General features: G+C 69.2%; 20 protein-coding genes and 2 pseudogenes. 8 read left to right on the plus strand and 14 right to left on the minus strand.

Features of this window, described 5'->3' with window-relative positions; all coding sequences use genetic code 11:
- Window positions 1–35: 35 nt before the first annotated feature.
- The 3 genes from GBO37_RS02295 to GBO37_RS02305 are packed head-to-tail and all read left to right on the plus strand — an operon-like array spanning window position 36 to window position 3,263.
- On the plus strand, window positions 36–1,154 hold the full coding sequence (locus GBO37_RS02295) for an SPFH domain-containing protein (protein ID WP_252926872.1): 1,119 nt from the start codon (window positions 36–38) through the stop codon (window positions 1,152–1,154).
- Between the two features lie 7 nt (window positions 1,155–1,161).
- Complete coding sequence (locus GBO37_RS02300) at window positions 1,162–2,328, plus strand: zinc ribbon domain-containing protein (RefSeq protein WP_252926875.1); 1,167 nt, start codon at window positions 1,162–1,164, stop codon at window positions 2,326–2,328.
- A gap of 23 nt (window positions 2,329–2,351) precedes the next feature.
- Window positions 2,352–3,263 (plus strand): carbohydrate kinase, encoded by a 912-nt coding sequence (locus tag GBO37_RS02305; RefSeq protein ID WP_252926877.1) that lies wholly within the window; start codon window positions 2,352–2,354, stop codon window positions 3,261–3,263.
- 94 nt (window positions 3,264–3,357) lie between these two features.
- Here GBO37_RS02305 and hflX read toward each other — a convergent pair whose 3' ends face one another.
- The 9 genes and pseudogenes from hflX to GBO37_RS02350 all read right to left on the minus strand — a co-directional run bounded on the left by hflX (window position 3,358) and on the right by GBO37_RS02350 (window position 15,308).
- Window positions 3,358–4,749 carry a GTPase HflX gene (hflX, locus tag GBO37_RS02310; RefSeq protein WP_252926879.1) on the minus strand — a complete coding sequence of 464 codons (1,392 nt, stop codon included), beginning with the start codon at window positions 4,747–4,749 and terminating at the stop codon, window positions 3,358–3,360.
- Window positions 4,750–4,983 (minus strand): RNA chaperone Hfq, encoded by a 234-nt coding sequence (hfq, locus tag GBO37_RS02315; RefSeq protein WP_042250201.1) that lies wholly within the window; start codon window positions 4,981–4,983, stop codon window positions 4,750–4,752. It abuts the gene before it with no gap.
- Window positions 4,984–5,097: 114 nt separating this feature from the next.
- Window positions 5,098–6,729, minus strand: a complete 1,632-nt coding sequence (locus GBO37_RS02320; RefSeq protein WP_252926880.1) for a TrkH family potassium uptake protein — start codon at window positions 6,727–6,729, stop codon at window positions 5,098–5,100.
- A gap of 10 nt (window positions 6,730–6,739) precedes the next feature.
- On the minus strand, window positions 6,740–8,116 hold the full coding sequence (gene trkA / locus GBO37_RS02325; RefSeq protein ID WP_045982009.1) for a Trk system potassium transporter TrkA: 1,377 nt from the start codon (window positions 8,114–8,116) through the stop codon (window positions 6,740–6,742).
- A gap of 65 nt (window positions 8,117–8,181) precedes the next feature.
- A complete protein-coding gene (locus GBO37_RS02330; protein ID WP_045982010.1) occupies window positions 8,182–9,573 on the minus strand; it encodes a sigma-54 dependent transcriptional regulator in 1,392 nt (463 codons plus the stop codon).
- A complete protein-coding gene (locus tag GBO37_RS02335; protein ID WP_148911917.1) occupies window positions 9,570–11,831 on the minus strand; it encodes a PAS domain-containing sensor histidine kinase in 2,262 nt (753 codons plus the stop codon). Before GBO37_RS02335 ends, GBO37_RS02330 begins: the two co-directional genes overlap by 4 nt.
- Before the next feature lie 73 nt (window positions 11,832–11,904).
- Entirely contained in the window at window positions 11,905–13,350 is a 1,446-nt protein-coding gene (locus tag GBO37_RS02340) for a sigma-54 dependent transcriptional regulator (RefSeq protein WP_252926881.1), read from the minus strand.
- A gap of 12 nt (window positions 13,351–13,362) precedes the next feature.
- Window positions 13,363–14,435 (minus strand): annotated as a pseudogene (locus tag GBO37_RS02345) (nitrogen regulation protein NR(II)).
- A pseudogene (locus GBO37_RS02350) lies at window positions 14,432–15,308 on the minus strand (tRNA dihydrouridine synthase). The pseudogenes GBO37_RS02345 and GBO37_RS02350 overlap by 4 nt, the downstream one beginning before the upstream one ends.
- Before the next feature lie 241 nt (window positions 15,309–15,549).
- Here GBO37_RS02350 and GBO37_RS02355 point away from each other — a divergent pair.
- A complete protein-coding gene (locus tag GBO37_RS02355; RefSeq protein ID WP_046001118.1) occupies window positions 15,550–16,932 on the plus strand; it encodes an L-serine ammonia-lyase in 1,383 nt (460 codons plus the stop codon).
- Here the strand turns inward: GBO37_RS02355 and GBO37_RS02360 are convergent.
- A complete protein-coding gene (locus tag GBO37_RS02360) occupies window positions 16,929–18,020 on the minus strand; it encodes a sensor histidine kinase (RefSeq protein WP_252926882.1) in 1,092 nt (363 codons plus the stop codon). The two genes, GBO37_RS02355 and GBO37_RS02360, sit on opposite strands and share 4 nt — an antisense overlap.
- 259 nt (window positions 18,021–18,279) lie before the next feature.
- On the opposite strand from GBO37_RS02360, the gene GBO37_RS02365 reads away from it, so the two are divergent.
- From GBO37_RS02365 to GBO37_RS02375, 3 genes are all read left to right on the plus strand, one after another.
- Window positions 18,280–18,840, plus strand: a complete 561-nt coding sequence (locus tag GBO37_RS02365; RefSeq protein ID WP_252926883.1) for a hypothetical protein — start codon at window positions 18,280–18,282, stop codon at window positions 18,838–18,840.
- A gap of 112 nt (window positions 18,841–18,952) precedes the next feature.
- Window positions 18,953–21,139, plus strand: coding sequence for a YjbH domain-containing protein (locus tag GBO37_RS02370; RefSeq protein ID WP_127899055.1), 2,187 nt, complete (start codon window positions 18,953–18,955; stop codon window positions 21,137–21,139).
- Between the two features lie 8 nt (window positions 21,140–21,147).
- Window positions 21,148–21,798 carry a YjbF family lipoprotein gene (locus tag GBO37_RS02375; protein ID WP_252926884.1) on the plus strand — a complete coding sequence of 217 codons (651 nt, stop codon included), beginning with the start codon at window positions 21,148–21,150 and terminating at the stop codon, window positions 21,796–21,798.
- Window positions 21,799–21,950: 152 nt separating this feature from the next.
- Here GBO37_RS02375 and GBO37_RS02380 read toward each other — a convergent pair whose 3' ends face one another.
- The 4 genes from GBO37_RS02380 to GBO37_RS02395 form a co-directional block, all read right to left on the minus strand.
- Entirely contained in the window at window positions 21,951–22,154 is a 204-nt protein-coding gene (locus tag GBO37_RS02380) for a hypothetical protein (RefSeq protein WP_369799442.1), read from the minus strand.
- 198 nt (window positions 22,155–22,352) lie between these two features.
- The gene (locus tag GBO37_RS02385; protein ID WP_252926886.1) at window positions 22,353–23,135 is read right to left on the minus strand and encodes a metal ABC transporter permease; all 783 of its coding nucleotides are present in this window, start codon (window positions 23,133–23,135) and stop codon (window positions 22,353–22,355) included.
- Between the two features lie 6 nt (window positions 23,136–23,141).
- Complete coding sequence (locus GBO37_RS21540) at window positions 23,142–23,921, minus strand: ATP-binding cassette domain-containing protein (protein ID WP_371927457.1); 780 nt, start codon at window positions 23,919–23,921, stop codon at window positions 23,142–23,144.
- On the minus strand, window positions 23,918–24,424 hold the full coding sequence (locus GBO37_RS02395) for a Fur family transcriptional regulator (protein WP_369799443.1): 507 nt from the start codon (window positions 24,422–24,424) through the stop codon (window positions 23,918–23,920). Before GBO37_RS02395 ends, GBO37_RS21540 begins: the two co-directional genes overlap by 4 nt.
- Window positions 24,425–24,536: 112 nt before the next feature.
- On the opposite strand from GBO37_RS02395, the gene GBO37_RS02400 reads away from it, so the two are divergent.
- Entirely contained in the window at window positions 24,537–25,550 is a 1,014-nt protein-coding gene (locus GBO37_RS02400) for a zinc ABC transporter substrate-binding protein (RefSeq protein WP_252926887.1), read from the plus strand.
- The last annotated feature ends 47 nt before the right edge of the window (window positions 25,551–25,597 follow it).

Consider the following 25,597-nt stretch of genomic DNA (forward strand, 5'->3'; position numbering starts at 1 on the left):
CCCCTAGAAAGGGGCGAGGTCAGCGGGAGGCACCTATGTCCATCTTCGACATCCTGGGCGGCGAATTCATCGAGATCATCGAATGGACGGCCGACGACCGCGACACGATGGTCTGGCGCTTCGACACGGTCGGGCGGGCGATCAAGTACGGCGCCAAGCTGACCGTCCGCGAGGGTCAGGCCGCCGTCTTTGTTCATGAGGGCCAGCTGGCCGACGTGTTCGGCCCCGGCCTGTACCTGCTGGAGACGAACAACCTGCCGGTGCTGACGCGCCTGCAGCACTGGGACCACGGCTTTCGCAGCCCCTTCAAGTCCGAGGTCTATTTCGTCAGCACGACCCGCTTCAACGATCTGAAATGGGGCACCCGCAACCCCATCATCGCACGCGACCCCGAATTCGGCCCGGTCCGCCTGCGGGCCTTCGGCACCTATGCGATGCGCGTGGGCGACCCCGCCCGGTTCATGTCCGAGATCGTCGGCACCGATGGCGACTTCACCCGCGACGAGATCACCTTCCAGATCCGCAACGTGATCGTGCAGGAGTTTTCTCGCGCCATCGCCGCGTCGAACATTCCCGTTCTGGACATGGCCGCAAACACCGACCAGCTGGGTGCGCTGGTCGCCAAGGCCATCGCCCCTGTGATCGAGGCCTATGGCCTGGTCCTGCCGGAATTCTACATCGAGAACATCAGCCTGCCCGCCGAGGTCGAGGCGATGCTGGACAAGCGCACCAGCATGGGGATCATCGGCGATCTGGATCGTTTCGGCCAGTATGCCGCGTCCGAGGCCATGCTGGCGGCCGCGCGGAACGAGGGGGGCGCCGGTGCCGGCCTGGGCGCCGCAATGGGGGCCGCCATGGGCGCCACGATGCGCGGACCCTGGGGCGCCATGCCCTCGGCCGCCCCGCAGCCCGCAGCGCCGCCTGCGTCCCCGCCGCCCCTGCCCGGCGGCACGGCACCACGCTGGCATGTGGCCATCGACGGCGCGGCCTCGGGGCCCTTTGCGCAATCCGATCTGCCGCGGCTTGTGGCCGAGGGGCGCCTGACCCCTGCCACGCTGGTCTGGACCGAAGGGCAGGATGGCTGGCTGGAGGCTGGTCAGGTCCCGGCCTTGGCCGCCATCCTTGGTGCGACGCCGCCGCCCCTGCCGCGCTGAGGACCGGATGATCCCGGCCGAACACCGCTTTCCCTGCGGACAATGCGGGGCCAGCCTGACCTTTCGCCCCGGCCAGCAGGAGCTTGTCTGCGACTGGTGCGGCCACCGGCAAACCATCGGCCCCGGCCCCGCCCGCGCGCCGGGGCGCAAGGCCGATGACAGCAGCGCCGACCCCGCCCTGCAATGGTCCGAGGGCCCGCGCGCGCCGGGCCCCGCGCTTCGCGAGATCCCCCTGGCCGAGGGGCTGGATCTGTCCCAGGGTGCCGCGGACATCGTGCAAACCGTCCGCACCCTGTCTTGTCCGAACTGCGGGGCACAGGTCGATCTGGACGCCGACCATCACGCCAGCGCCTGCCCCTTCTGCGCGACGCCGGTCGTCACCGACACCGGCCCCACCCGCCGCATCAAACCGCAGGGGGTGATGCCCTTTACCCTGACCGAGGCGCAGGCCCGCGCCGCGATGAAGGCGTGGCTGGGCAGCCTGTGGTTCGCCCCGTCCGGCCTGACGGCCTATGCGCGCAAGGATCGGCGGCTGAGCGGGATCTATTCCCCCTTCTGGACCTTCGACGCCGACACGACGTCGCGCTATCGCGGCCAGAGGGGCGATGCGTATTACGTCATGGTCCAAGGCACCCAGACCGTGAACGGCCGGACGCAGACGGTCAGCCGCCAGGAACGCCGCATCCGCTGGACCCCGGTGTCGGGTCAGGTCGCGCGCCAGTTCAATGACGTGCTGATCCCCGCATCGACCGCGCTGCCGCCGCGCTTCTCCGAGGCGATGAAACCCTGGGACCTGTCGGCCGTGGCGGAATACGATCCTCGCTTCCTGTCGGGGTTCGAGGCCGAGGGGTACACCGTCCCCCTGGCGGACGGGCACGGGGCCGCGCGCCAGCAGATGGCGCAGGTCATCCACCAGGACGCCCGCCGCAGCATCGGCGGCGCGGAACAGCGCGTCGATCACGTCGACAGCCGCTTCGTGAACGAGACCTTCAAGCACGTGCTGCTGCCGATCTGGGCGGCGGCCTATCGCTACAACGGCGCAAGCTACCGCTTCGTGGTCAATGGCCAGACCGGCAAGGTCATGGGCGAACGCCCATATTCGGCATGGAAAATCGCCGGGGCCGTCGCCGTGGCACTGGTAGCGTTAGCAGCCATCCTGTATCTGACCCGATAGGGCCGAACCAAGGGGGACCGACCATGATCCTGTGCGCAGGCGAATCGCTGATCGACATGGTGCCGTCCGACGGCACCTTCCGCCCGCTGGCCGGCGGCGCGGTCTACAACACCGCCATCGCGCTTGGGCGGCTTGGCCAGGACACGGGCTATCTATGGCCGATCAGCCGCGACCCCTTCGGCGACCAGATCCTGCGGCCGCTGGCCGAGGCCGGGGTGAACACCGACCTGTGCCCCCGCACCGACCGGCTGACCACGCTGGCGCTGGTGACGCTGACGAACGGCGAGGCGCGCTATTCCTTCTACGACGAGGGCTCCGCCGGGCGGATGCTGCTGCCCGAGGATATCGGGCCGCTGCCCGAGACGGTGACCGCGCTCTTCGCCGGCGGCATCAGCCTGGTGCCCGACCCCTGCGGCGGCACCATCGAGGCGTTGATCGCGCAGCATCAGGACCGCCTGCCGGTGATGATCGATCCCAACATCCGGCCGTTCTTCATCACCGATGCGGGCGCCTATCGTGCGCGGCTGGCCCGGCTAATGCCCATGGCCGACATCGTCAAGCTGTCGGCCGACGACCTGGAATGGCTGCACCCCGATCTGTCGCCCGAAGACGCCGCCCGCGCGGTGCTGACCACCGGCCCCAAGCTGGTCCTGCAGACCGGAGGAGAGGCCGGCGCCAAGGCGATCTGGGCCGGAGAGACAGTCCACGCCCCCGCGGTGCGCGCCACCGTGGCCGACACGATCGGCGCGGGCGACACGTTCAACGCGGGTGTGCTGGCCTCGCTGGACCGCCAGGGCCTGCTGACCAAGGACGCCATCGCGGCGATCACCCCCGCCCAGATCCACGCGGCGCTGACGCTCGGCGCGCAGGCCGCCGCCGTCACCGTCTCGCGCCCCGGCGCAAACCCGCCCTGGTCACACGAAATGCCTGCCTGATCTGGGGGAGGGTCCGGGAGGGGCGCAGCCCCATCCCGGCGGGGGGGGTGCGGGGGGCTGGCCCCCCGCCCTTCCGTCGCGGGACGCAAGGGGCTCAGTCCGCCGGGTGCCACCCGCCGCTGCGCGGCTCTTCGGGTTCGTCATCCTCGTCGGCCTCGGTGGCCGTGCCGGTGAACGCCTCGAACGCGCCTTTCTGCCGCGCGGTCCAGCGCAGATCCAGATGCAGCCCGTCCTCGCCTGCCTCCTCGCGCTCGACCACGCCGGCCTCGTGCAGCCAGGCACGGCTGCGCCCATCGGCAAAATCCAGCACCACCTGCCCCTCCACGCGCGGCTCGTCCAGAACCTCGCCCAGCTGACGGTCGATGGCGGCGATCAGGTCGTCCAGCCCCTCGCCCGACAGGGCGCTGACCGCCTGCACGCCCTCGGTGCGAGCATCGGTGCGACGCAGGGCCGCCCGGGTGTCGTCGCCCAGGGCGTCGATCTTGTTCCAGACCTCGATCGCGGCGACGTCCTCGTCCACGCCCAGGCTGTCCAGGATCGCGGCCACGTCATGGGCCTGCTCTTCGGTCTCGGGGTGGCTGATGTCGCGCACATGCAGGATCAGGTCGGCCTCCAGCACCTCCTCCAGCGTGGCGCGAAAGGCCGCGACCAGCTCGGTCGGCAGATCGCTGATGAAGCCCACCGTGTCCGACAGGATCACCTTGCGCCCCGAATTCGCGCCCTGCGCGTCAGGCAGGCGGATCGCCCGCATGGTGGGGTCCAGCGTCGCGAACAGCATGTCCTTGACGAACACGTCCGCCCCGGTCAGCCGGTTGAACAGCGTCGATTTCCCGGCGTTGGTGTATCCCACCAGCGCGACGATCGGATAGGGCACCTTCGCACGCGATGCGCGGTGCAGGCTGCGGGTCTTGACCACGCGGTCCAGCTGCCGGCGCAGGCGCGTCATCTGGTCGTCGATGGCGCGACGGTCGGCCTCGATCTGCGTCTCGCCGGGACCGCCCACGAAGCCCAACCCGCCGCGCTGACGCTCCAGGTGGGTCCAGGCCCGAACCAGCCGCGTGCGCTGATAGGACAGCGCCGCCAGCTCGACCTGCAGGACGCCCTCGCGGGTGCGTGCACGGTCGGCGAAGATCTCCAGGATCAGCCCGGTCCGGTCCAGAAGCTTGACGCCCCAATCCTTCTCCAGGTTGCGCTGCTGGACAGGGGTCACCGGCCCGTCGATCAGCACCAGTTCGACCTCCAACGCGCCAAGGCGCTCCTTGATCTCGGCCAGCTTGCCCTTGCCGAACAGCTTGCCCGCATTGGGCTCGCGCAGGTTGGCGACCTCGGATCCGACCATCTCGATGCCCGGCAGGGCCAGGGCCAGCGACACGGCCTCGGCCAACGCATGCTCGGGCTCGCGCCGTTGGGTACGGGCGCGGCCCAGATCGGGGTGGATCACATAGGCGCGTGTCGGCTTGGCTGCGGTTTCCGTCAGTTCGGCCAATCAATCCTCGCCTTCGTACAGGGTGATGGGCTGGCCCGGCATGATCGTGCTGATCGCATGCTTGTAGACCAGTTGCGACTGTCCGTCGCGGCGCAGCAGGACGCAGAAGTTGTCGAACCAGGTGATGACGCCTTGCAGCTTGACACCGTTGATCAAAAAGATGGTGACGGGCACCTTGGCCTTGCGGACATGGTTCAGGAACGCATCCTGCAGGTTCTGCTTGTCGCCAGCCATTTGTTTATCGTCCGTTTTTCACTGTCCCTGTCCGTTCAACATCTAAGCCGATGCCCCACCCCATGCAAGCATGGCGGATTTCGCGAAAACGCGAAGGCAACATTTGGGCCACACCTAGCGGCGCCAGAACTCCGGAGAGAACAGCGCCAGCACCGCCAGCGTCTCGATCCGGCCCAGGACCATCGCGCAGGCCAGCACCGCCTTGGTGAAATCGGGCAGGCCCGACCAACCCTCCCACGGCGCGGAGGCGATGCCGGCGGTACCTTCGAAGGCGGGCGTCAGGGGAATGGCGCTGGCCAGCGGGCCGGCATTGGTCAGCGCGGCGATGGACAGGATGGTCGCGGTCTCGAACTCGATGGCGTGGATGGACACCAGGCTGACCACCAGCGCGATCGAAATCGCGAACAGCATGAAGAAGATGAAGGCCAGATAGGCGCCTTCGCGACGCAACCTGCGAGCGATTCGCCCGCCACCGGACACGGAATGGGGGTGGATGATCCGCTCCATCTCGCGCTGGCCGTGGGTGGCCAGCGCATAGACGCGCAGCAGCTTGACGCCCCCCGCGGTCGTGGCGATCCCGCCCCCCATCAGTGCCAGCCCCGCCAGGACCAACCCCGGCGCGTCCAGCCCCGACCAGGACCGCGCCCCCGCCCAGGCGACAGAGGTCCAGCCGGTCGTGGTCAGATAGCTCAGCGCGCTGAACATGCTGCCCCACATGGCCGACAGGGCGCGCCCGACCTCGGCCATGCCGGTCGGATCGGGGGGCGCCGCGCGGTCCACCTCGATCGCGCCCAGGAAATGGCGCAGGAACAGCATCACGCCCACCCCCAGAACCAGGCCCAGCGCCATGCGCAGTTCGGGGTCCTCGATCAGCCGCTCGGTCGCGCTCAGTTCCGCGCCCCCGGGCCAGAAGCGCCGTGACAGGGCGGGGATCAGGAAGATAAAGACCAGCATCTCTCCGGGAATGCCCGAAGCCTCGCCCGACGGCCCGATCACCGGAGAGATGCCCGACGTCGACAGCGTCCCCATCGCCCGCGTCAGCGCCACGAAGGACGGATCGCCCAGCATCAGCAGCCCCACCCACAGCACCAGCGTGAAGCCCAGATAGAGCGGGCCCACCTGCAGCGCGGCGCGGCCCAGCCGGCTGGCGGGATCCGCCAGCTGCGTGTCGAAGCTGGGATCGGACAGGTGCAGGACCGGGCGGCGCGGCTGGTCCGACGGTGGCAGGTGCTCGCGGTATTCCTCGCGGCCATAGGGGTTCGACATGATCTCGAACCCGCCGACGCGCAGCGGCGCCAGGATCGCGACCGCCGCCACCAGCACGAAAAAGCCCCCCATCCAGCCCACCATCGACCGCCACAGATGCAGCGGCAGCGGCAGCAGGTCGGCCGAATAAAGCGACGCCCCGGTGGTGGTCAGCGACGACACCATCTCCCACCAGGCGTTGAAGAACCCCGTGTCGGGCTGGCTTTCCGCAAAGGGCACGGCCAGCAGCAGCGGCAGCAGCCCATAGACCCCCAGCATCAGCAGCAGCATCTCTCGCGCGGTCTGGCCGCGGGGGTTGGCCTGCGCCGCAAGCCCGATCAGCCCGCAGAAGGTCAGCGTCAGCAGCGCCGCATAGAAGAAGTTGCGCGCGATTGCGGCGTATCCCGTGACCGAGGCAAAGCCCGCGGGCGCCAGCATCAGCACCGCCGCCAGCCCGACCAGCAGCACCAGCAGCGGCATCCGCAGAAGAAAGCCCGTCATCCCCCGCCCCTCAGAAGAAGTCGATCGAGACCTGCAACAGGCGCTCGACTTCGGGGACGTCCTTGGTCAGGGCAAAGATCAGCACGATGTCGCCCTCGTCGATGCGGGTGTCGGCCAGCGGCTTGACCACCCGATCGCCCTTGCGGACCGCACCCAGCAGCGCGCCTTCGGGGAAGTCGATGTCGCGGATCGCGCGGCCCGCCATGGGGCTGGTGGACAGGACCTGCGCCTCCATCACCTCGGCCTCGGCATCGCCGACGGAATAGATGTCGCGCACGCGCCCGTGGCGGATGTGGCGCAGGATCGTGGACACGGTCGTCGATCGCGGGTTGATATAGGCGTCGATGTCCAGCGCCCCCATCAGCGGCACCAGCGTGGGGTCGTTGATCAGTGCGATGGCCATTTTCGCCCCCGCCTGCTTGGCGCGTACCGAGGCCAGGATGTTGGTCTTGTCGTCGTCGGTGACCGCCAGGACGGCGTCGGCCTGGGGGACGGCGGCCTCGTCCAGGATCTCGGCCGACAGACCGTCGCCGTTCAGCACGATGGTCCGTTCCAGACGGTCGGCCGCGAATTCGGCACGCCCCCGGTCGCGTTCGATCAGCTTGGCGCGGATGCGGTCCGGCCGCGCCTCCAGCGCCTGCGCCACGGCCAGGCCCACGTTGCCCGCCCCGATGATGGTCACGCGCTCCTGCTTGCGGGCGGGCTTGCCAAAGATGTCCAGCGTGCGCGCCACGTCGTCGATGTGGCAGAAGACATAGATCTGGTCCTCGGCGAACAGCTGATCGCCCGGTTCGGGCGCGAACAGCCGCCCCTTGCGGCGCACCCCCGCCACGATGGCACGCAGGCTGGAAAACAGCTCGGTCAGCTGGCGCAGCGGCGTGTTCAGCGCCGGGCAGTCCGGTTCCAGGTCGATCCCCAGCAGCTGGATCTTGCCGTCCATGAAGGTCTCGACGTCGAAGGTCGACGGCGCCGAAAGGCGCTGCAGGGCAGCCAGCGCGACCTCGCGTTCGGGACTGATGACCACGTCGATGGGCAGGTGCTCGGTGCGGTACAGATCGGAATAGATCGCGTCCAGATAGGCACCCGACCGCAGGCGCGCGATCTTGCGCGGCACCTGGAAGATCGAATGCGCGACCTGGCAGGTGACCATGTTCACCTCGTCCGAATGGGTCGCGGCGATGATCAGGTCGGCGTCGCGCGCGCCGGCGCTGTCCAGGATGTCGGGATGGCTGGCAAAACCCGTCACCCCCTGCACGTCCAGCGATTCCGTGGCCCGGCGCACCAGGTCGGGATTGTTGTCGATGACGGTGACATCGTTGCGCTCGCCCGACAGGTGGCGCGCGATCTGCCAGCCGACCTGCCCTGCCCCGCAGATGATGATCTTCATGCGTCACCCTTCCTGTCCCGCGCCCCCTTGCCTAAGCCGGGCGCGCGGTCCGCGCAAGCAACAGGCTATTTGCCCATCATCAACTCGTCCTCGCCGCGCATCCCGCCGACGACCCCAAGCGACTTCAGCTTGCGGTGCAGCGCGCTGCGCTCCATGCCGACGAACTGCGCGGTGCGGCTGATGTTGCCGCCGAACCGATTGATCTGGGCGACCAGGTATTCGCGCTCGAACAGCTCGCGCGCCTCGCGCAGCGCCATCGCGGTGACCGACGGCCCCAGGCTCAGCGTGTCGCTGTTGTCCGGCGTGGCCCCCTGGGGCTCCAGCTCGGACGGCAGGATCGGCCCGTGGCTTTCCGCCAGGATCAGCACGCGCTCGATCACGTTGCGCAGCTGGCGGATGTTGCCGGGCCAGCGCATCGACTGCAGCGCGGCCACGGTCTCCTCGGGCAGATCGCGCGGGGTCAGGCCCTGGTTCTTGTGGAACTGCTCGATGAAATGACGAGCCAGGGCCGCGATGTCGTCGCGCCGGTCGGCCAAGGACGGCACCGCGATGGGCACCACGTTCAGCCGGTCGAACAGCTCCTGCCGGAATCGGCCGGCGGCGATTTCCGCCACCAGGTCGCGGTTCGTCGACGACAGCACCCGCAGGTCGACCCGCACCTTGTCCGCGCCGCCCGCGCGCACGAACTGCTGTTCGGTCAGCACGCGCAGGATCTTGGGCTGGGTGCCCATGGGCATGTCGCCCACCTCGTCGAAATAGATGATGCCGCCATGCGCCTGCTCCAGCAGGCCCGGCTCGATCCCGCGTTCGGGGGATTCGCGGCCGAACAGCACCTCCTCCATGCGCTCGGGCTCGATCGTGGCACAGGGAACGGTGACGAAGGGCGCCGACGCGCGCGGGCTGTGCGCGTGGATATAGCGCGCGGCGCTCTCCTTGCCGGTGCCCGGCTCGCCCGCCAGCATCACCCGGCCGTTGGACCGCGCCACCTTGTCCAGCGCGTCGCGCAGCCGCTTGAAGGCCGCGGACTGGCCCAGCATGTCGGCCACGCGGTCGCCGCCGCGCCGCAGGCTGCTGTTTTCGCGGCGCAGGCGGGCGGTCTCCATCGCGCGGTTGATGACGACCATCAGCTGGTCGATGTTGAAGGGCTTCTCGATGAAATCGTACGCCCCCTGCTTGATCGCGGCGACCGCGATCTCGATGTTGCCATGCCCCGAGATGATGATGACCGGCACGTCGGGATTGTTGCGCTTGACCTGTTTCAGGATGTCGATCCCGTCCATGCGGCTGTCCTTCAGCCAGATGTCCAGGATCATCAGCGATGGCTCGCGGTCGTTCAGGGCCGCCACGGCCTCGTCCGAATTCGCGGCCATGCGGGTGTCAAAGCCCTCGTCGCGCAGGATGTCGGCGATCAGTTCGCGGATGTCGCGTTCATCATCGACGATCAGGATGTCGTTCATGGTGTCGCCTCGTCTTTTTCTTGTCTGCTCTTGGTCTTGGGCCCCCGCACGGGATGGCGTTCGCGGGGCAGCCGGATCTCGGCCATGGCGCCCGGCGGATCGGGCGCATCGGTCAGGGACAGGCTGCCGCCATGTTCCTCGACGATCTTCTTGACGATGGGCAGGCCCAGCCCGGTGCCGTGGCTTTTCAGCGTCACATAGGGTTCGAACAGCCGCGACCGGTCGGCGGGCAGGCCCGGCCCGGTATCGGTGATGCGGATGCAGACGGATTCGGGCTGCACCTCCAGCGCGACGGCGATCTTCGGCGTCCAGCCGGGGATCGCCTGCGCGGCCTGTTCGTCGATGGCCTCTCCGGCGTTCTTCAGCAGGTTGGTCAGCGCCTGGCGCATCATCCCCGCGTCGCAGTCGACGATCACCGGCTCCTCCGGAATGTCGCGGACGATGGTCGCGTGCAGGGCATCCTGCTGCAACAGCAGCACCTGGCGCAGCAGCGCGGCCAGGTCCGTCTCGGCCCGGTCGGGTTCGGGCATCCGGGCAAAGCGGCTGAACTCGTCCACGATCCGGCGCAGATCGTTCGTCTGGCGGATGATCACCTCGGTGTACTGGTCCAGCGCGGCGCGGTCGCCCTCGGCCGCCAGCGGGCCGAACTTTCGGCGCAGGCGTTCGGCGGACAGCTGGATGGGCGTCAGCGGGTTCTTGATCTCGTGGGCCACGCGGCGGGCGACGTCGCCCCAGGCGGCCATGCGCTGCGCGCTGACCAGCTCGGTCACGTCGTCGAAGGCCACCACGTATCCCTCCAGCGCGCCGTCCGCGCCCCGGCGCACGGCCATGCGGACCAAGAGGCTCTCTACCCGGCCCTCGCGCATCAGGCGGACCTCGTCCTGGATCGTCTCGGCGACCGAGGCGGACAGGCGCGCGAACAGCGGCGCGAATTCCGGCACCACCTCGGACAGCAGGGCATCGATGTCGCGTTTCGCATCCAGCCCCAGAAGCCGGCTGGCCGAGCGGTTGACGAAGTCGATCTCTCCGGCCGCGTCCAGCCCGATGACCCCCGACGTGACCGAGGTCAGCACGTTGTCGAACAGCCGCCGCTGGTCATCGGACAGGCGATAGCTTTCGACCAGCTCCTCGCGCTGCGTCTTCAACTGGCGGGTCATGCGGTTGAAGGCCTGGCCCAGGGTCTGGATCTCGTCGCCGGTGCGGACCTCGGGGACCTGCACGTCCAGATCGCCGCGCCCCACCCGGTCGGTCGCCTGCGCCAACAGGCCGATGGGCCGCGACAGGCGCGACGCGAACCACAGCCCCAGCCAGATCGCCGCCGCCACCAGCAGCAGCGCGAACCCTAGATAGACCAGCGAAAACTCCAGCAGGACCTGGCTGCGCATCGCCTCCAGCTGGCGGTAATCGCCCGCGGTCGCCCGCGTGTCGTCCACCAGCCCCAACAGGTCGCCATCCACGTCGCGTGTCACGTACAGGTATCGGTCGGCCAGCGGCGGCAGCGCGACAAGCGCCCGGAACTCGTCATTCGCCCAATCCTCGATCAGGGCGATGCCGTCGGCCTGCGCGCGGTCCAGCTGGTCGGCACCCGGCGCCTCGTACCAGAACAGATAGCTCCGCTCGCCCCGGGCGCGGATCTCTCCGGCGCCATTGATGATATAGGCTTCGCGCAGGCCACGCTGGATCAGGCCCTGGCCCTGCACCAGCAGCTCGCGCATCTCTCCGTCCTCGATCAGGGGATTGGCGCGCCCTGCACGGGTCAGGATGCTGGCCAGCGCGCGCGCATCCTCGGTCAGATCGCCGCGATGTTCCGCGTGATAGGCCTCGGCCGCGGCCTGGGACGTGGTCACGACCTGCTGCACGCGGTCGGAGAACCATCCCTCCAGCCCGATGTTGACCAGAAATCCCGCGAACAGCGCGACCAGCACCGTGGGCACCAGCGCCAGCCCGCCAAAGATCGCGACCAGCCGTGCATGCAGGCGCGATGCGGGCGCCGTGCTGCGCCGGGCCGAGATCAGCCGCGCCATGCGCGCGACGATGAACCCGATCAGCACGATCAGAAAGGCCAGGTCCGCCAGCAGGACCACCCGCAGGGTCGCGCCCTGCATGCCCCGACCGAACGGCCCCATCACCGCCAGCGTCGCCACGGCCAGTGCCACGCCCGACAGCACGATGCCCCAGGTCAGCGCCCCGCGCCACGGTCGGGGCAATCGGATACGGGCCAGCCTGTCCCAGCTGAGCCCCGATGCCAAACCTGCCATATCCCCCACTTGCCGTCTTTCGCGGCTTTTGTTGCGGGCGCGCGTGTCCTTCGCGCTGGTCCCTGTGGCGGTTTTACATCAGTTTGCGCCTCCGTGTCACCTCGATATTCAGCTCGGTCAGTTTCTTGCGCAACGTATTGCGGTTGATCCCCAGCAGATCGGCACAACGCAGCTGATTTCCCCCGGTCGCATCCAGCGCCACCTGCAGCAGCGGGCGTTCCACCTCGCGCAGGATGCGGTCATAGAGGCCCGGCGGTGGCAGCGCGTCGCCATGCAGGTCGAAATAGCGCTGCAGATGCGCCTCAACCGAATCCGACAGGCGCGATCCGACCTGCGGCAGGCTGACGACGCCCGCGGGTTCGGGCGCGGGGGCAAGGGCCGATACCGGCGCCGCCGCGGGGGTGCGGTGGCCCGACTGCTGGGACAGCGCCTCGCGCATCTCGGCGGTGCTGATGGCGGGGCCGCTGGCGGTCAGGGCCAGGCGGCGCATCATGTTCTCCAGCTCGCGGACGTTGCCCGGGAACGGATGGGCGCGCAGCATGGCGGCCGCATCGTCCGACAGCATCCGCTCCGGCAGGCCCTGCGCGGCGGCACGGGCCAGCAGATGCGCCGCAAGCGGCAGGATGTCGTCAACCCGCGCGCGCAGGGGCGGCACGCTGACGGTGACGCCCGCCAGGCGGTAATACAGGTCCGACCGCAACCGGCCCGCCGCCACGTCGGCCTGCGGATCGGACCCGGTGGTTGCCACGATGCGGGGCGCATGGGCGCGGTCGGGGCCGGCCTCCATCGTCTCGATCAGGCCGATCAGGCGCGCCTGCGCGCCTGTGTCGAACCCCGCCGGGTTCTCGATGATGATCGTGCCGCCGCGGGCCTTGTCGGCGGCGCGCGCGATCGCCTCCTCGGTCGCGTCGGACGAGGTCAGGACCGCAAGCCCCCGGTCGCGCCGGTCCGACAGCTCGTGAAAGCTGCGGGCGATGGTGGTCTTGCCCACCCCCGCCTCTCCGGCGATGATCACCGGCAGGTCGGCGTTCAGCACCCGCGCGACCATGCGGAACAGCGCCTGCATCGATGGTGCGTGACCGATCAGCGGCATGGCAGGGTCCGCCGCCTCGCGCGGGGCGGGCAGCGGTTCGGGGATCGGGTCGGACTTGCGCGGGCGGCGCGACAGGGCCTGGTTCGCCTTGGACATCAGGTCCGGCAGATCGAAGGGCTTGGGCAGGTACTCGAACGCCTCGGCCTCGGTCGCGCGGATCGCGGTGACGATGGTATTCTGGGCCGAGATCACGATCACCGGCAGGTCTGGCCGCGCCTCGCGGATGGCGGGGATGCGGTCGATGCCGTTGCCGTCGGGCATCATCACGTCGGTGATGACCAGGTCGCCGCGCCCCTCCTCGACCCATTTCAACAGCTGCGCCAGGCTGCCCGTGGCGTGGACGCGGCATCCCGCGCGGGTCAGCGCCTGCGTCAGCACCGTGCGGATGGTGCGATCGTCGTCAGCAATCAGAACGGTGCCGTCCATGGGTTCAGGTCCTTATGCCTTGGGCAGGGAGATGCGGAACACGGTGCGACCGGGGCGGCTGTCCACCCGGATCAGCGCGCCGTGGTCGGTGATGATCTTACTGACCAGCGCCAGGCCCAGCCCGGTGCCGTTCTCGCGGCCCGAGACGAAGGGCTCGAACACCTGGTCGGCGATGGCCGGGGGGAAACCGGGGCCGTTGTCCTCGATCTCGATCTGCAGGGGCAGCGGGCGGCCCGTGGGATCGGTCTCGTCGGGGGGACGGCGCAGCGTGTGGTCGTAATGGGTGCGCAGGCGGATCGCGCCGCCGGCCTTGCCGTCCAGCGCCTCGGACGCGTTCTTGACCAGGTTCAGGCAGACCTGCACCAGCTGATCCGCATCCGCCAGCGCCGCAGGCAGCGAGGGGTCGTAATCGGTCACGATCTGCACGTCGCGCGCAAAGCCCGCCTTGGCCGACCGGCGCACCTGTTCCAGCACGTCGTGCACGTTCAGCGCCGACAGGCGCGGGGCCGAGGTGTCCCCGAACCGTTCGACCTGGTCCAGAAGCGCCACGATACGGCGCGATTCCGCGACGATCATCTCGGCCATCTCGCGGTCCTCGGGGGTGGCGTTCATGGCCATCAGCTGGGCCGCGCCACGGATGCCCGCCAGGGGGTTCTTGATCTCGTGGGCCAGCATCTCGGCCATGCCGATGGCGCTGCGGGCGGCGCTGCGGACATGGCGGGCCTGGTGCGCGCCMTCATCGTCCTGCGGCACGATCAGCAGCGACACCGACGCCGCGCCTGGTGGTTGCCGGTCCGGTCGCCGATCTCGAACTGGACGCTGGTCTGGTACAGCGCCTCCTCGCTGGCACGCACGCGGGCCAGCAGCGGCCCCAGGCCGGGCTGCAGGCGCAGGCGCATCGACATCTCGTCCCCGTCCAGCGCGCGGCCCAGGGTCGAGTTGCGCGACAGGTTCAGCCAGATCTCGGCGGCGTCGTTCATCGCGGCCACGCGTCCGTCGGCGTCCAGGATCAGCGCGGGCAGCGGCAGCGCCGCCCAGCCCGGTCCGGGGGCCGCCTCACGGAAATCGCGCGGCCGAGGCGTCATGCGGCCACCCCCGCGGCATCGCCGAAGGCACGGGCGATCAGGTCCAGCGTCGCGCGGGGCGTGTCGGCCCGCATCATCTGGTCGCGCAGCGGGGCGCCGTTCGCATCGGCATACCAGCCCAGATGCTTGCGCGCGACGCGCAGGCCCAGATCGGTGCCATAGAAGTCCAGGATGTCCTCGTAATGCTCGGCCACCAGATCGGCCAGCGCCGCGCCCTGCGGCACGTCGGGCGCGGGCGTGCCCCACAGGTCATGCGCGATCTGCGCCAGGATCCAGGGCCGCCCCTGCGCGCCGCGACCAACCATCACCGCATCCGCCCCCGACGCCGCCAGGGCCGCACGGGCGCTGGCGGCATCGACGACGTCCCCATTGGCCACCAGCGGCGGGATCGGCCGCGTTCAGGCAGTCGTCGTCCCAGCCCAGCCGCATCTTCAGCGTGACGGGCACGTCGACCGCCCCCACGACCGCATCGACCAGCGTCATCGCGTGATCCAGGTCGCGCATCAGCGCCGCGCCGGACAGCCCGCCGGTGACCTTCTTGGCGGGGCAGCCCATGTTGATGTCGATGACACGCGCCCCCATGCCGGCCACGATGCGCGCGGTCTCGGCCATGGGTGCGGCTTCGCGGCCCGCGATCTGGACGCTGACGGGCAGTGCCCCTTCGGTCAGCGCCTTGGCGCGCACGGCGGCACGGGTCGACGGGCGCGGCGTCACCATCTCGGTCGAGGCGACCATCTCGGACACCATCAGGCCCGCGCCGAACCGCGCGACCGCGCGGCGGCAGGGGACATCGGTGATCCCGGCCATCGGCGCCAGGAAGACCGGCGGGCCAAGAGGTGTGTCACCAAGCATGATCGGGTCGGGCAATCGCATGTTCTGTTCCTTCACCCCGGGGCAGACCGCCCGCAAGAACGGCAGGGGGCGGCTGGCCTGCCCAAATCGCAGGCGCGTCCCGGTTGCCTGCAAACCGGGCATGTTGCAATCATCTTAAGCAGACCGCGCGCCAAGGCTGCAAGCGGGCCGATGTCGCAACCGGAACCGGAAGCGACGTGGACGGTGGTGGCGGCGGGGCCTGCGTCGTGCTTGGATGGGCGCGGAAATGCAAGGGGGTGCCATGTTTCTGTCGGTGTTCGATCTGTTCAAGCTGGGGGTGGGGCCCTCCTCCTCGCACACGATGGGGCCGATGGTGGCCGGCCAGCGGTTCCTCGATTCCCTGCGGGTGCAGCCGTTCCGGGCGCATGGGCTGCGCGCCAGCCTGCATGGCAGCCTGGCGTTCACCGGCAAGGGTCACGCAACCGACCGCGCGACGATCCTGGGTCTTGCGGGCTTTACCCCCGCCAGCATGGACATGGACGCGGCCGAGGCCGCGCTGGCCCGCAACCGAGAGACCCGCCTACTGGAACCGCAGGGGCTGGGCCCGCTGGTCTTCGACCCCGAACGCGACCTGCGGTTCGATTACGACCACACCCTGCCCGGCCATGCCAACGGCATGACCCTGTCGGCGACCGACGCGCAGGGCGACGTGATCTATCACCAGATCTACTACTCGATCGGCGGTGGCTTCGTAATGACCGACCAGGAACTGGCCGACAAGGCGGGCGCGGTGCGCAGCGATGCCACGTCCAGCGTGCCCTATCCCTTTGCCAGCGCGGCCGAAATGCTGGAGATGGCCCAGGCCTCGGGGAAGTCGATCGCCCGCATGAAGGAGGCCAACGAGCTGTGCTTTCGGTCCCGGCCCGACATGCTGGCGGGCCTGGACCGCATCTGGACCGCGATGCGCGACTGCATGGACCGCGGCCTGTCGACGGACGGCGTCCTGCCCGGCGGGCTGCACGTGCGTCGGCGCGCGCGCGCGATCCACGCCAAGCTGGTCGAGGAACGCGGCCTGAACATGACCGCGCCCCATGTCATCAACGACTGGATGTCGGCCTATGCGATGGCCGTGAACGAGGAGAACGCCGCCGGCGGTCAGGTCGTCACCGCACCCACGAATGGCGCCGCCGGCACGGTGCCCGCGGTGATCCGCTATTGGTTGGACCATGTGCCGGGCGCGTCCGAACGGCTGCTGCCCGATTTCCTGCTGACGGCGGCGGCGGTGGGCGGGCTGATCAAGCACAACGCCTCGATCTCGGGCGCGGAATGCGGCTGCCAGGCCGAGGTCGGATCGGCCGCCGCGATGGCCGCCGCGGGCCTGGCCGCCGTCCTGGGCGGCACCCCCCAGCAGGTCGAGAACGCCGCCGAGATCGCGCTGGAGCATCACCTGGGCATGACCTGCGACCCGGTGCGCGGCCTGGTCCAGGTGCCCTGCATCGAGCGGAACGGGCTGGGCGCGATCAAGGCCGTGGCGGCCGCCAGCCTGGCGCTGCGCGGCGACGGCAGCCACATCGTGCCGCTGGACGCCGCGATCGAGACGATGCGCCAGACCGGTCGCGACATGTCGGAAAAGTACAAGGAGACGTCGCTTGGCGGCTTGGCCGTGAACGTCCCGAACTGTTAGGGGGTCAGCTGCCCGCGCAGCGTGTAATGCAGGCCCTGGGGCAGGAATTCGGCCTGCCCCTCGCCGTTGAAATAGGCCGGGACGATCATGTTCACCAAGCGCGACCCGAACCCTTCGCGCGTGGGCGCGGCCACGACCTGACCGCCGGTCTCCTGCCAGTCCAGCGCGAAGTCGTCGCCCATGACCGACCAGGTCAGGTCGACCATGCCCAGCGGGCTGGCCAGCGCGCCGTATTTTGCCGCATTCGTCGCCAGTTCGTACAGGGCCAGCGACAGGCCGACTGCCTGCTGGCTGCTCAGCGGCACGGGCGGGCCGGACAGGCGGATGCGGTCGTTCCCGACCAGATGGGCGCCAATGGATCGGGCCATCACCTCGGTGATGTCGGCGCTTTCGCCCAGGCCCGTGAACAGGCCCTGTGCCTTGGCCAGCGCCATGATGCGCGCGCCGACCGTGTCGCGGGCCTCCTGGATGCTGGTCGCGTTGCGCAGGCTGGAGGACACCACGGTCGAGGTCACCGACAGGATGTTCTTGATCCGGTGCAGCAGCTCTTCCTGCATGACCTGCTGGTTGCGGCGTGCCAGCACCAGCGCAGTCATGTCCACGGTGATGTTCATCAGACCCGCCACGCTGCCGTCGTCGTCGTAAAGCGGGCTGTAGCTGAAGGTCCAGAACGTCTCCTCGTCGAACCCGTTGCGGGTCATGACAAGGCGCATCTCCTCGGAGTAGGTGCCGCGGCCTAACAGCGTCTGGTCGACCAGCGGCTTGACGTCGTCCCAGACATCCGCCCAGATCTGCTGGAAGGGCTGACCCAGGGCCCGCGCCTCCTTGCGGCCCAGGACGGGCGCATAGGCGTCGTTGTACAGCATGATCAGCTCGGGGCCCCAGAACATGCAGGACGCATGCCGCTGCGCCAGCATCATCCGCACAGCGGTCGTCAGCGCGACCGACCAGCCCGAGATCGGCCCCAGGGGCGTGGCCTGCCAGTCAAAGTTTCCGGTCGCACGCGCCATCGGCCCGTCGTCCCAGGAAAATCGCGCCGGTTCGGGCCGCGCGGCGGGCCCCCGGGCGTGCTGTGCCGATCCCGTCATGTGGGTGCCACCAGAGAGAACATCACCGATACCTATGCCGGTTCCCGTATGATATTCAACGAATAACCCTCGATGCAGCCGGTTTCGCACCAATATTCATCATTTATCAACAAGGTGAACCGTCCGGTGCGGCCGGTCCATGCGGCGGCGACATGCCGGGACGGGGGCGTGACGCTTGCCCCCTGTGGCTGCGGTTGCTAACGCTTGGCAGACAGTGATCCCGCGACAAATCCGCCCAGAACCAGAAGGCCAAAGCCCCATGTTCCCCCGCCTTGCCATCCTTGCCCTGATGACCCTGCCCCTGGCCGCCTGCGACACCCAGGTGATGACCGACCTGCGACGCGGGGTCGGCCTGGACGACGCCGCAGCCCAGCCCGAGGAGCCGACCGGCCCGCGCCCGCCCGCCGTCTCTCCGCTGGAACAGCCGATCGAGACGGGCACGGTCGGGCGCGTCGTGCCAACCGCGGAACCTGTGMCCTATCGCACCACCGCCTTTGTCGCGGGCGGGAACGAACCGGCCTGGAACGTCCAGGTCAGCGGCGACACGGCCGTCTATCGCACGGCCGACAACCAGGCCGGGCGCCAGATCCCGGTGAACCGCCTGGTCTTCAGCCAGGGCGTCGAATACATCGGGGTGCTGGGCGGGCGGCCCTTCGTGCTGAACCTGCGGGCGGCGAAATGCAAGGACAGCATGGTCGACGAGACCTATCCGCTGACCGCACGCCTGACCGTGAACGGTCAGACCCAGCTCGGCTGTGCACAGCCCGCCGCCCCGGCCGCACCCGCCACAGCCGAGGCCGCACCGGCCGCCGCCGGTTGACGCGCGCGCACGGCTCACGCATTCGTGTGTCGATCCGTGCCGCAAAGCCTGCCACTGCGCCTGACGATCCTGCCCTGCCCGCCCTGATCCTGCCGCCGAAAGGAAGCCGCCGATGCGCCGCTCGCGACTGACCCGCCAGCTGATGGCCACCACCCTGCCCCTGGCCCTGATCGTGGGGTCGGGCGTCGGCGTCGCGACCGCCGACCCGATGCTGGGGCGCAACATGTCGACCTATGGCCTGCCCGGCGGCATCGACACGCCCACGGCCGAGACGATGCCCGACGGCAGCCTGGGCGCGACGCTGTCGCTGTCCGACTATGCCCGACGCGGCAACGTCTTCTTCCAGGCGCTACCGGGGCTGACGACGGTCCTGCGCTATGGCCGCGTCGACGGGATCAACGATTACCGGCAGGAGGGGTTCATCTCGGACCGCTCGCTGGACCTGCGCTATCAGATCGTGGACGAGGACGGCTGGCGCCCCGCGGTGGCCGTCGGCCTCCAGGATTTCCTGGGCACCGGCGTCTATTCGGGCGAATACATCGTGGCGACGCGCAACGTGACGCCGACGGTGCGCGCATCGGTCGGCCTGGGCTGGGGCACGCTGGCGGGCAAGCCGCGCATCATCGACGTCGGCGACGAGGGCGGGACGCCCAATGTCGAGGACTGGTTCACCGGCGGGGCCAAGCCCTTCGCCTCGGTCAGCTGGCAGGTCAACGACCGCCTGAACCTGGTCGCGGAATACTCCAACGACATCTATCGCGCCCGCTACAGCGACGGCAACGAATACCAGCAGGGCGACGAGCCGGGCAGCAACATCAACCTTGCCGCCAACTATCGCTTTGGACGCAACTACGAGGCCGGGCTCTATACCATCGGCGGAGAGACGATCGGCGCGCAGTTCACCATCGCGCTGAACCCGCGCGACGCCACCTATCCGTCGGGCCTGGAAAGCGCGCCGGCCCCGGTGCGTCCGCGGCCGGCGCCCGCGCAGGACCCCGACGGCTGGTCGGGCAGCTGGTCGCAGGACCCGACCGCCCAGCCCGCCATCCAGAAGGCCCTGGGCGACGGCATGGCGGACGAGGGGATGCTGTTGGAAAGCATGGCCCTGGCGCCGACCCGCGCCGAGGTCCGCCTGCGCAATCAGCGCTATATCAACCAGGCCGAGGCCGTGGGCCGCACCGCGCGCCTGATGACCCGCGCCCTGCCCCCGTCGGTCGAGACCCTCGTGATCACCTCGACCAGCGACGGGATGCCGACCTCGTCGGTGACCCTGCGCCGCAGCGATGTCGAGCGGCTGGAGAACACCGAGGCCGGGCAGATCGCCGCCGCATCCACCCTGTCGGACGCCGCACCGGGCGTGCCGGGGCTGGTGGCCAGCCAGGGCCTCTATCCGCGGTTCCGCTGGTCGGTGAAGCCCTATCTGGACCTGGGCATCTTCAGCGCCGAGGACGGACTGACCCACGAGGTCGGCGCCGAGGCGCGTGCCAGCTATGAGCTGATGCCCGGCCTGATCGCCACCGGCGCCCTGCGCCAGCGCGCCTTCGGCGACATCGGTCAGCGCGGTCCGGGCATTCCGGGCCAGCGGGGCGAATATTACAGCCCCGACGAGTATGAATCGAACCCCGCCCTGGAAACCACGCCGCAGGGCGTGCCGCGGGTGCGGTCCGACACGCGGATGTACACGGGCAATTCCAGCCCGGTGATCCCGGAACTGACGCTGGCTTGGTACGCCAAGCCGTCGGACGCGATCTATACCCGCGTGACCGTGGGCCTGCTGGAACGCGCCTATGGCGGCGTCTCGGCCGAGGCGCTGTGGAAGCCCGCCAATTCGCCCCTGGGCTTTGGCGCCGAGATCAACCGCGTCCGCAAGCGCGACTTCGACCAGTTGTTCGACTTTCGCGACTATGAGGTCACGACCGGCCACGTTTCGGCATACTATGAGTTCACGCAAGGCTTCACCGCCCAGCTGGATGTCGGCCAGTACCTGGCGGGGGACGTCGGTGCGACCGTGACCCTGGCGCGCGAGTTCGCGAACGGCTGGCAGATCGGCGCCTATGCCACCAAGACCGACCTGTCGGCAGAGGAGTTCGGCGAGGGCAGCTTCGACAAGGGCGTGACCCTGTCGATCCCGCTTGGCTGGGCCACGGGCCAGGCCAGCCGCGACCGCGTGTCGACCAACATCCGCTCGCTGTCGCGCGACGGCGGATCGCGGGTCAATGTCAACGGACGCCTGTACGACCGTGTTCGCGAAAGCCACACCGTCGATCTTTACGAAGGCTGGGGGAGGTTCTGGCGATGAGCAGAGCGATGCAGACGCGCGCAATCCTGGCCGGGGTGGCCTTGGCCGCCCTGTCGGCCTGCGGCAATACCGGCGCGGACGAGGCCGGGGCCAGCCCGCTGTCGGTTCTGGCCCAGACCGCGACCCAGGCCATCACGGCCCGCGGGGCGACCCAGCCGGCGCAACCCGCCCGCAACCCCCAGCAGGCCGCGGCCGAGGCGCTGCGCGTCAATCCCGGCCCGCTGATCCAGGCGACCTTCGAAAGCCCTGCCCGCACGCAGGTCCTGGCGCTGACGGGGACGAACGGCGCCATGCGCACCTACATGACCCCCGACGAACAGGCGGTGATCCTGCGCGGCGGCATGCTGATCGGCACGCGCGGTCTGGGCCGCGACCTGTCGGTGGCGGAACCGGGGACCGAGGCGCTGATCCGGGCGGGCCAGTCCGGCAGCGGCACGCGCGTCATGCGCTATCTGTCAGGCGACGGGTTGGAACGGCCGCTGCAGTTTTCCTGCACCACTGCGCCCGGCCCCAACCCCGGCGTGATCCTGGAGACCTGCGAAGGGCATGGTGCGACCTTCCAGAACAACTATCTGGTCCAGAACGGGCAGATCCCCGTATCGCGCCAATGGATCGGGCCGGGCATGGGCTATGTGACCATCCAGACGCTGCGTCCCTGACAGGCAACACCGGAACGGAAAGACCGGCCCTTTGCGGGGCCGGTTTTTTCATGCGCGGGTGCCATGGCGGGCAGGCCTGCAGACAACGAAAAAGGGGCTGGCCAAAGGCCAGCCCCTTGTGGCTCGGACCGTGCGAACGATCCGATCCGATATCAGCTGTCGTCGTCGTCCGAAGCGACTGCGGCGATGACGCCCAGCAGCAGCAGGGCGGGGACGACCAGGCCAGCGTTCGAGGAAGCGGGCTGCTCCTCGACGATGACGGGCTCGACTTCCACGACGGGGGCGACATAGCCACCGGCCAGAGCCGAGGTTGCGGTCAGGCCGAGAGCGGCCGCGAAAGTAGCGAATTTGGTCATGATCATGCTCCGTTTCGATTGACGGCTGCCATTTCTGGCAACATCGAGGCGACAGTTACACAAACCCGAACAGTTGAAAAGCAGCATTGAATTGATTCCCCCGTGGGCTTGCAACCACTGTTGCATATTGGCCAACACCTGTTTCGGCACTTGGTTCCGGCCCCCGCAAACCCCCGGAAAAACTGTGACAATTCGGCACTATGCCCGGCGAAGTGCCTGTGAGACGATGAAAAAGATCGCCGCCGCGGTCACGATCGAGGGACCCGCCGGCGTGTCGAGTCGCAAACTGGCCCACAACCCCAGGATGACGGATGCGGCGGCGATCAGGGCGGCGCCGGCGGCCATCCGCTCGGGGGTCCGGGCCCATGTGCGGGCCGCCGCCGCCGGCACGATCAGCATCGCCGAGATGAGGAGCGAGCCCACCACTCGAATCGCCAGCGCGACCACCACGGCCAGCGCCAGCGACAGGACCAGGCGCTCGACCCGCGGGTCGATCCCCGCGGCCATGGCCAGCTCCTCGTTCAGGCTGCTGGTCACAAGCCGTTGCCAACGCAGGGCCAGGACCGCCAGAACCAGCGCCGCCCCCGTCCAGATCAGCACCAGGTCGGCACGGCCCACCGCCAGGATGTCGCCGAACAGATAGCTGGACAGATCGGACCGCGCCGCAGGCACGAAGCTGATCGCGACCAGGCCGACGGCCAGCGCGGAATGCGACAGCACGCCTAGGATCGTGTCCATCGCCTGGCCGCGCGTCACCAGCGCCGACACTAGGCAGGCCATCGCCACCGCAACCGCAAGTGTCCCGGCATAGATCGACACCTCGAAGGCCAGCGCCATCGCGACGCCCAGGATGGCGGCATGGGCGGTCGAATCGCCGAAATAGGCCATCCGCCGCCAGACCACGAAACTGCCCAGCGGTCCCGCCACCAGGGCCAGCCCCAACCCCGCCAGAACGGCGCGCATGAAGAAATCGTCAAGCATCGGTGGTCACCCCTGCGCCCGGTCGGCGTGGTCATGGCCGCATCCCGGCCCGTGGACATGCGGCGTCAGGTCGTGGTCGTGGTCGTGGCGGTGCTGGTACAGCGCAAGCGTGCCCTCGGCCCCGGCGCCGAACAGGGCGCGGTATTCGGGGGCGGTGCTGACATGCTGGGGCGTGCCCTCGCAGCAGACATGCCCGTTCAGGCAGACCACCCGGTCCGACGACCGCATGACCACCAGCAGATCGTGGCTGACCATCAGCACGGCCGCGCCGGTCTGCCGGCGCACCTCCTCGATCAGCTGATAGAAGGCCACGATGCCCGGCTGATCCAGCCCCTGCGTGGGTTCGTCCAGGACCAGCAGATGCGGGTCCGCCAGCAAGGCCCGCGCCAGCAGCACCCGCTGGAACTGGCCGCCCGACAGCTGGGTCAGTTGCCGCGCACCAAGGCCCGGAACGCCGGTGCGGACCAGCGCATCCTCGGCCTGGTCGTCGGATACGCGCACGGGCAGCGACAGGAACCGGCGCACGGTCATCGGAATGGCCGTGTCCAGCTGAACCCGCTGCGGCACATAACCGATGCGCAGTCCCTGCCGCCGCGTCACCGCGCCGGAGGCCAGCGGCATGTGCCCCAACAGCGCCCGGATCAGCGACGACTTGCCCGACCCGTTCGGGCCGACGACGGTCACGATCTCGGCGGGGCGGATGCGGAAATCGACCYGCGCCAGCACCGGTTCGGTCGTGCCGGGGCGATGGATCGTCAGCGCGCGGGATTCGATCAGCGGGGTCATGCGACGCCTTCGGCGGCACAGGTGGCGCAGAGGCCCAGCGCCTCGATCGTGGCGCGTTCGACGCGGAACCCGCCCTGGGCCGCGACCGCGGTCAGCGCATCGCGGATCGGGGCGGCGGCGGCCTCTGCGACCTTGTCGCAACTGCGGCAGATCAGGAAGGCCGGATGATGGTCGTGCCCCGGATGCAGGCAGGCCGCAAAGGCGTTCAGCCGCTGCAGGCGGTGGGCCAGCCCATGCGTGACCAGAAACTCCAGCGCGCGATAGGCGACGGGGGGTTGGCGGCCGAACCCTTCGGTCGCCAGGCGGTCCAGCACCTCATAGGCGCCCATCGCGCGGTGGCTCTCCAGCAGGATCTCCAGCGTGCGGCGGCGGACGGGGGTCAGGCGCGCGCCCTGCTCGGCCAGCCGGGCCGCAGCCTCGTCCAGCGCACGGTGCGCGCATTCGCGGTGGTCATGCGGCGCAAAGGTCGCGGCGATGACATGGTCGTGGTCGTGGTCTGGCACGGGGGTCCTTCACGCAGCGATGCGTTACTTTATTACAATGCGGTTGACTTGTTACCCTGTAACACACAGAACCCTGCCATCGCAACAAACCCGCCCTGCAAAGGAGATCCCGATGCGCAGCCCTGCATCCCTTGCCGCCATCCTGTCACTGACCGCCGCCCCTGCCCTGGCCGCCCCGCAGGTCGTCACAGACCTGGTCCCCACCGGCGCCCTGATCCAGGAGGTCATGGGCGATCTGGCCGAGGTGCGCGTCCTGCTGCCCCAGGGGGCCAGCGCGCATCATTACCAGATGCGCCCGTCGGACGCCCAGGCGCTGCAGGGTGCCGATGTGGTGATCTGGATGGGACCCGAGCTGACGCCCTGGCTGTCGCGGGCGTCGGACACCCTGTCGGGGGCCACGCAGCTGCGCCTGCTGGAGGTCGAGGGCGTCGCCTTGCGCGACTATGCCGGTGCGGCGTCGGAGGGTGACGCGGACCATGGCGACCATGCGGGTCATGACGACCACGCGGATCACGCCGGTCACGATCACGGCGATCATGCCGACCACGACCACGACCACGACCACGACCACGGGGACCATGCGGGGCATGATCATGTCCATGCCGGCACCGATCCCCATGCCTGGCTGAACCCCGCCAACGCGGCGCCCTGGCTTGACGCCATCGTCGCGACGCTGTCCGAACAGGACCCCCAGAACGCCGCCACCTATCGCGCCAATGCGGATGCGGCGGCCGAACGCATCGCCGCTTTGGACGACACGTTGCGCGAACGCCTTGCCCCGCATGCGCAGGACCGGTTCGTCGTGTTCCACGACGCCTATGGCCATTTCACAGATCACTTTGGCTTGCAGCCTGCGATCGCCGTGTCGCTTGGGGACGCCTCGACCCCGTCCGCGGCGCGCATCGACCAGATCCGCACCCAGATCGCTGATTCCGGAGCCGTCTGCGCCTTTCCGGAATACGCCCATGATGCCGGCCTGATCACCACCGTGACCGAGGGCAGCGATATCCGCACCGGCGGCGAACTGAGCCCTGAGGGCGGCACGCTGTCCCCGGGCGCGGGCCAGTACGAGGTTCTGTTGACCCAGATGGCCGACACCATCGTCGATTGCCTTGCCGACCAGTGATCGCCCGTCCGGGCCGCCTTCGCGGCGGTCCAGACCACCTGTCAGCG

Origin of the sequence: Paracoccus sp. 08 (assembly GCF_024105395.1) — a bacterium.
Lineage (GTDB): Bacteria > Pseudomonadota > Alphaproteobacteria > Rhodobacterales > Rhodobacteraceae > Paracoccus > Paracoccus marcusii.

Coding starts and splice junctions, on each gene's coding strand:
- GBO37_RS02295 (WP_252926872.1), top strand. CDS start 36: ATGTCCATCTTCGACATCCTGGGCGGCGAATTCATCGAGATCATCGAA.
- GBO37_RS02300 (WP_252926875.1), top strand. CDS start 1,162: ATGATCCCGGCCGAACACCGCTTTCCCTGCGGACAATGCGGGGCCAGC.
- GBO37_RS02305 (WP_252926877.1), top strand. CDS start 2,352: ATGATCCTGTGCGCAGGCGAATCGCTGATCGACATGGTGCCGTCCGAC.
- hfq (WP_042250201.1), bottom strand. CDS start 4,983: ATGGCTGGCGACAAGCAGAACCTGCAGGATGCGTTCCTGAACCATGTC.
- GBO37_RS02320 (WP_252926880.1), bottom strand. CDS start 6,729: ATGACGGGCTTTCTTCTGCGGATGCCGCTGCTGGTGCTGCTGGTCGGG.
- trkA (WP_045982009.1), bottom strand. CDS start 8,116: ATGAAGATCATCATCTGCGGGGCAGGGCAGGTCGGCTGGCAGATCGCG.
- GBO37_RS02330 (WP_045982010.1), bottom strand. CDS start 9,573: ATGAACGACATCCTGATCGTCGATGATGAACGCGACATCCGCGAACTG.
- GBO37_RS02335 (WP_148911917.1), bottom strand. CDS start 11,831: ATGGCAGGTTTGGCATCGGGGCTCAGCTGGGACAGGCTGGCCCGTATC.
- GBO37_RS02340 (WP_252926881.1), bottom strand. CDS start 13,350: ATGGACGGCACCGTTCTGATTGCTGACGACGATCGCACCATCCGCACG.
- GBO37_RS02355 (WP_046001118.1), top strand. CDS start 15,550: ATGTTTCTGTCGGTGTTCGATCTGTTCAAGCTGGGGGTGGGGCCCTCC.
- GBO37_RS02360 (WP_252926882.1), bottom strand. CDS start 18,020: ATGACGGGATCGGCACAGCACGCCCGGGGGCCCGCCGCGCGGCCCGAA.
- GBO37_RS02370 (WP_127899055.1), top strand. CDS start 18,953: ATGCGCCGCTCGCGACTGACCCGCCAGCTGATGGCCACCACCCTGCCC.
- GBO37_RS02375 (WP_252926884.1), top strand. CDS start 21,148: ATGCAGACGCGCGCAATCCTGGCCGGGGTGGCCTTGGCCGCCCTGTCG.
- GBO37_RS02380 (WP_369799442.1), bottom strand. CDS start 22,154: ATGACCAAATTCGCTACTTTCGCGGCCGCTCTCGGCCTGACCGCAACC.
- GBO37_RS02385 (WP_252926886.1), bottom strand. CDS start 23,135: ATGCTTGACGATTTCTTCATGCGCGCCGTTCTGGCGGGGTTGGGGCTG.
- GBO37_RS02400 (WP_252926887.1), top strand. CDS start 24,537: ATGCGCAGCCCTGCATCCCTTGCCGCCATCCTGTCACTGACCGCCGCC.